Genomic DNA, 6,708 nt, shown 5'->3' with positions numbered 1-6,708 from the left:
CCGGCGGTGGGTGCGCTCGCGGATCATCTCGTTGCTGTGCACGGCCCCCGGCTGGCCGCCGCGGCCGCCACCAGCACGAGCACTCCCGCCCCTCCCGTGATGTCCACCGTGGACCCGGACACTGCCGCGGTTCCCGCTCCGGCCTTGCCACCGGCACCGGTCGCCGCCGCGCCACCCGTGCCGATCGCGCCATCCGTTCCGTCCGCGCGGGACACCGGGCGGACGGACATCGCCGTGGTCGGGATGAGCGTGCGGTCCGCAGCCGGACGCGACGTCGACGCGCTGTGGTCGACGCTCCTGGACGGGACGCCGACGACGCGGGAGGCAGGCGGCGACGAACCCGGTCGCCGCGACGTCGCCGGGCTGGCCGCCGCCTACCTCGACGGAGTCGACGAGTTCGACCCGTTGTTCTTCGAGATCGCCCCGGCCGACGCGGTGACCATGGATCCCCGCCAGCGGCTGCTGATGCAGGAGACCTGGCACGCGCTCGAGGACGCCGGGATCGGCCCGCGCCAGCGACGCGAGCGCCGGATCGCCACGTACGTCGGCGCCGAGGACGGCTACTTCCCCCGGCTGCTCGACGAGCCTGCCGTCGTCACCGCGAACCACACCGGCGTGCTTGCCTCGCGCATCGCCTACCTGCTCGACCTCGACGGGCCCGCGGTGGTGCTGAACACCGCGTGCTCGTCCGGTCTGGTGGCGGTGCACCAGGCGCGGCAGGCGCTGCTCGCCGGTGAGTGTGACACGGCGCTCGCGGCGGGGGTCAACGTGCTGGTCAGCGGTGATCATCTCCAACTGGCGATCGACGCGGGCATGACGTCGCCAAGCGGGGTGTGCCGCCCGTTCGACGCCGACGCCGACGGCATCGTGCCCGGCGAGGCGGTCGTGGTGCTGGTACTGCGGCGGCTGGCCGACGCGCTCCGCGACGGCGACCGGGTGCTTGGCGTCGTCCGGGCCACCGGCATCAACTACGACGGCCGCACCAACGGCCTCACCGCGCCGAGCAGGCGCGCGCAGGCCGACCTCGTGCGGCGGGTCCACACCGAGGCCGGGGTGACGGCCACCGACATCGGCTGCGTGCTGAGCCACGGCACCGGCACCCCGATCGGAGACCCGATCGAGGTCGACGCGCTCGTCGACGCGGTCGGAGAAGCCCCGCCGGGATCATGCGCGCTCGTGTCCGCGAAGGGCGCTGTCGGCCACGCGTTCGCCGCGTCCGGTGTACTGAACCTCGCCGCGTTGCTGATGGCGCTGCGGACCGGGGTCGTGCCAGGCACTGCGGGGTACCGGCGGGCCAGCGGCTACGTCGAGTGGGACCGGGTGCCGTTCCGGGTGTCCCCGGAGCCGCTGCCGTGGCCGGGACACCCGGCGGGCACGGGCAGGCCACGGGTCGGCGTCACGAGCGCGTTCGGGATGACCGGCACCAACGCCCATGTCGTCGTCGAGGAACCATCGGCCGCCCCGCACCGCGAGATCCTGCTCGGCCCGTACCTGCTGGTGCTGTCCGGCCGGGACACGGCCGCCCTCGACCGCGTCGCGTCCGAGCTCGCCGCCGCGCTGGCCCGGCCCGGCGCGCCCGAGTTCGACTCGGTCTGCCACACCCTGCTCGAACGGCGCGACCACGGCCGCCATCGGAGGGCGTTGGTCGTGTCGGACGCGGGCCAGGCGGTGGTCGCGTTGCGTGCCTCGGGCTCGACCGGAAGTTATGACTTCTCGGGCGTCGTGCCCCGCACGCCGCCGTCGGACCCCGGTGAGGTGGCGGGACTGCTCGCCCAGGCACGGGCGGGCGCGCGCTGTCCCGAGCGCTCGGTGCTCGAGCGGCTCGCGCGGGCCTACGTCGAAGGCCACGACCTCACCGGCGATCACCTCACCGGCGGGCGGTCCCTGCCGGTCGCGCCGCTGCCGGGCTACCCGTTCGCGCGGAAGTCCTACTGGCCCGAGTCCCGCGCCACCACGAACGCCGGGGTCGATGCCGGGTCGAAAGCCGGGTCGAAGGGCGGGGCACCTGCGGTCGTCCCCGCCGGATCGGACGGCGACCAGCTGGTGATCAGTGTTCCCCGCGAGGTGGCGCATCTCCCGCGGTCCGCGGTGGATCCGGGCCACCGCCTCATCGTGCTGGTGCGGCCGGGAACGTCGGCGGTCACCGCGGCAGTCGACGGCTGCGAGGTGTTCGAACCGCGGTGGGACCGGCTGTCGATCCCCGGCCTGTACGCCGACGCCACGGTGACGCTGCTCGCCCGGCTCAAGGAGCTCCTCGCCACGCACCCCGACGGCGACCTGACCGTGCAGCTCGTGGTGCCCGAGACCGGGCGGGCCGCCGTCGCGGCCGGACTGCACGGCCTCGTGCTGAGCGTGTGCCGCGAGCAGCCGCGGGTGTGGGGGCAGCTCGTCATCGTCGCCGACGACGCGCCCGACGACCTCACCGGGCCGCTCGCCCAAGTGGCAGGCGACCGCACCACCACGCGGCTCACACTGCGCGCCGACCGATGGTGGCGCACGGCGTGGACGCCCGTGGCCGGTGTGGCCTCGGCCGCCGCCCGTTCGCGGCCGGGCGGGGTCTACCTGCTCACCGGCGCGGGCGGTATCACTGGCCACCTCGCGCGGCACCTCGTCGCGTCGGCACCGGGGGCGACCGTGGTGCTGGCAGGCCGGTCCGCACCCGGGACGGGGCACGCCGACCTCGTCCGCGCCGTCGAGGCCGACGGCGGCCGCTGCGTGCACGAGCGGGCCGACGTCACCTCCCGTTCCGACGTCCACGACCTCGTCGACCGGGTGCTGCGTGAGCACGGCAGGCTCGACGGCGTGGTGCACGCGGCGGGCGTGCTCGACGACGGCTACCTCACGCGCAAGGACCCGGAAGCCGCGCGGGCCGTGCTCGCGCCCAAGATGGACGGCGCGGTGCACCTTGACGAGGCCACCCGCGACCTCGACCTGGAGTTCTTCGTGTTCTGCTCGTCCATCACGAGCGTGCTCGGTAACGGGGGTCAGACCGACTACGCGGCGGCCAACGGCTTTCTCGACGGCTTTGCCGCTGAACGCGCGGGCCGGGTCGCTGCGGGCACCCGCCGTGGCACGACCGTGTCGATCGCGTGGCCGCTGTGGGCGGACGGCGGCATGCGCGTCGACGACGCGACCACGGCCGTCCTGCGGGAGACCACCGGCCAGTCGCCGCTGCCCGCCGCCGTGGCGCTGCGCGCGTTCGATCAGGCCCTCGCGCTCGGCCGGCCCGGAGTCGCCGTGCTCCACGGCGAGCGCGCGCGGGTCGTCGCGCTGCTCAACGACGGCATCCGGGACACCCGAGACGTCCACAACCAGCATGTCCAGCACAAACGGGATGGAAACCAGGACGGGCCGGGGTACGCCGTCGCGCCGGCACCCGCCGCGCCGGCGCCGGTCGCTGATCCGGCGGGCGCGGGGCGCGAAACCGCTGTTCTCGCTCGGCTCGCCGTGCTGTTCGCCGAGGTGAGCGGGGTCGCGGAGGCCGAACTGGACCCCGACGAGTCGCTGGGCGCGTACGGCCTCGACTCGTTCCTCGTCACCCGCCTCAACCACCGGCTCGCACCGGATTTCCCGCGGGCGGCGAAGACGCTGTTCTTCGAGCATCAGACGTTGCGCGAGGTGGCGGGCGCGCTGGCCACGACCTTCGGCGACGACAGCAGGCGCTGGACCGTGGCCACGCCGTCCACCGAGACCACCCCGGCCACCTTGGCTACATCGTCCACATCGTCCACATCGGATGGTTCGGTCGGTACGCCCGGTGCGGCAACGGCGCTCGTGCGGACGTCCGCGCACGAAGCGGCCGGGCCCGCACCGATCGCGATCATCGGGATGAGCGGACGATTCCCCAGCGCCGACGACCTCGACGAGTTCTGGGACCGGCTGCGGGCGGGCTACGACGCCGTCACCGAGATCCCCGCCGACCGCTGGCCGCTCGACGGCTTCTACGAACCCGACCCCGAACGTGCCGAACGGGAACACAAGAGCTACTGCAAGTGGGGCGGGTTCCTGCATGGCCATGCGGACTTTGATCCGCTGTTCTTCGGCATCTCGCCGCGCGAGGCGGTGGATGTCGATCCGCAGGAACGGCTGTTCCTCCAGGAGTGCTGGCGGGCCGTCGAGGACGCGGGGTACTCGCGGCGCAGGCTCGCGAAGACGTTCGGCGGCCGGATCGGCGTCTACGCCGGGGTCACCAGGGCAGGCTATGCGCTGTGGGGCGACCGGGTTCGCCGCACCGGCGCGCGGGCCATGCCGCGGACGAACTTCAGCTCGATCCCGAACCGCGTGTCGTTCGTGCTCGATCTTTCCGGGCCTAGCATGCCGATCGACACGATGTGCTCGTCGTCGCTGACCGCCATCCACGAGGCGTGCGAGCACCTGCGCCGGGGTGAATGCGACGCCGCGCTGGTCGGCGGCGTGAACATCTACAGCCACCCCGACGCCTACGTCGAGATGTCGCGGCGGCGGATGCTGTCGCCGAGCGGGCGATGCCGCAGCTTCGGCGACGGCGGCGACGGCATGGTGCCCGGTGAGGGCGTCGCTGTCGTCATGCTCAAACCCCTCGACGCGGCCCGCCGCGACGGTGACCGGGTGCTGGGTGTCATCGCGGGCAGCAGCGTCAACCACGGCGGCCGCACCTCCGGCTACACCGTCCCCAACCCGCGCGCGCAGGCGGTTCTGGTATCCGAGGCGTTGCGGCGCGCGGGCGTCGGTGCGCGGGAGGTCAGCTACGTGGAAGCCCACGGCACCGGGACGGCGCTCGGCGACCCGGTGGAGCTGAGCGGGCTCAACGAAGTGTTCCGCGCGGACGGCGCGTCCGTCGGGGCGTGCGCGCTCGGCTCGGTGAAGTCCAACATCGGGCACCTCGAGGCCGCGGCCGGGATCGCCGGGCTGGCCAAGATCATGCTGCAGCTGCGGCACCGCGAGCTCGCGCCCACGCTGCACGCCGATCCGCCGAACCCGCGGCTCGACCTCGACGGCAGTCCGTTCCGGCTGCAACGCGAGGTGCGGCGCTGGACGGCGACCGGGCCGCTGGTCGCCGGGCTGTCCTCCTTCGGCGCGGGCGGTACCAACGCGCATGTCGTCATACGGGCCGACGACGACCAGCCCGAACCCGTGAGTTCCGTCAGTTCCGTGAGGAGCGTCGTCGCATGAGCACCACCACCGGCGTGAGCCGCACCGCCCGCCAGACCGTCGACCGGGGCAGCGTCGTCGTCCTGTCCGCGCGCACGCCTGAGCGGCTGCGGGCGGTGGCGCGGGCGCTGCTCGACGCGGTGTCCGGCACGGACCGGGAGTCCCCGGCGCTGCGGGACATCGCGTACACGCTGCAGGTGGGGCGCGACGACATGCGCTCGCGGCTGGGATTCGTGGCCGCTGACGTCGACGACGTGCGCGAGCGGTTGCGCCGCTTCCTGGACGCGCCCGCCGGGACGGCCGCGCCCGGCGTCGCCGTTGGCGAGGTCGAAACACCCGCTCCGCTGCAACGAGCCGGTGCGGACGTCTCTGGAGTGCCGCCGGAGGAGGTGTTGCGGCGGTGGCTCGGCGGTGCCGTGCTCGACTGGGACTCGCTCTACGACGGGCAGGACGGGCCGCGCCCGCGCATTGTGGCACTGCCGACGTATCCCTTCGCCCGCGAACGGTACTGGGCCGCCGACGCGCTGGCCGACGAACCGGTCGACGGCCCCGCCGCTGCGGAAACCGCCGTGGCGTCGAAGCGGCGGCACCAGGAGACAGGGCAGGCCGCGTCCGCGTCGTCGTTGCCCGACGGGGTCTGGTTGTACGACGAGGACTGGGTCGCCGCGCCGCTCGCGAAGTCCGCGCCCTGCTCGGGCGCGGTACTCGTGGTCACCCCGGACGACACGGCGTTCGGGGCCGGTGAGCTGACCGGCTGCTCGTGCACCGTGACGTTCGCTGCGCCCGACGCGGACGGCGTTGCTCGTGGTCTGGACCGGCTGACCGAACGACACGGTCGGGTGGCCGCCGTCGTCCTCGACCTCGCTGGGGAGGGGCTCGCCGACCCCGCTGCGGCGCTCGCCGTCGTGCGGGGCATCGCGTCCGCGGGGCAGCGGCCGGAACGTCTGGTCATCGCCGCCCGGTTCCGCGACGCGCACGAGCGCTGCTACGGGGAGGCCTGGGTCGGGTTCACCCGGTCGCTGCGGATGCCGCTGCCCGGGGTGCGGTCGACTACCGTCATGTTGTCCACAGTGGATCTACCTGAAACCTCGGTGTGGTCGCGGCTGCACGACGAGCTGGTGGCGGACCCGCCCGCCGACGTGCTGCTCGACGGCGGCAGGCACGTACTGCGGGCGAGCCCGGTCGAGCTTGCCGCGCCGGTGCCCAGATCGCTTCGCCGTGGCGGCGTCTACCTGATCACCGGTGGCACGGGCGGCATCGGCAGGCTCGTCGCCGAGTGGCTGCTGCGGGACTACGGCGCCGCGGTGGTGCTCACCGGCAGGCATGAGCGCGGCAGGCGAGCCGCCGTGCTCGACGAGCTGGAGCGGCTCGCGGGAACCTCGTGCGGGTGTCTCGTGTACGAGCAGGCGGATGTCACCGACGCCGCGGACATGCGTGCCGTCGTGGAGCGCATCGACTCTCGTTTCGGCGGTTTGGATTGCGTTTTTCATGTTGCTGGGGTGGGGAGTGTGGGTTCTGTGGTGGGGAAGGGTGTGGGGGAGTTTTCTCGGGTGGTGGGTCCGAAGGTTGGGGGGTTGT

Annotated in this window: 2 protein-coding genes; both read left to right on the top strand. The window is 73.5% G+C overall.

What is annotated here, in order from left to right; genetic code table 11:
• Nucleotides 1–99: 99 nt before the first annotated feature.
• Nucleotides 100–5,151: a type I polyketide synthase gene (locus FXO23_RS50040; protein ID WP_158896200.1), complete on the top strand. Its 5,052-nt coding sequence runs from the start codon at nucleotides 100–102 to the stop codon at nucleotides 5,149–5,151.
• Nucleotides 5,148–6,708 (top strand): SDR family NAD(P)-dependent oxidoreductase (locus FXO23_RS50035; protein ID WP_158896198.1); only part of this gene is annotated, 1,561 nt, incomplete at its 3' end. The genes FXO23_RS50040 and FXO23_RS50035, both read left to right, overlap by 4 nt.

Source organism: Amycolatopsis anabasis (assembly GCF_009765355.1).
Lineage (GTDB): Bacteria > Actinomycetota > Actinomycetes > Mycobacteriales > Pseudonocardiaceae > Amycolatopsis > Amycolatopsis anabasis.
Note: the sequence above shows the minus strand (reverse complement) of the source record. Positions and strands in the feature narration are given on the sequence as shown.

Coding starts and splice junctions, on each gene's coding strand:
- FXO23_RS50040 (WP_158896200.1), top strand. CDS start 100: ATGTCCACCGTGGACCCGGACACTGCCGCGGTTCCCGCTCCGGCCTTG.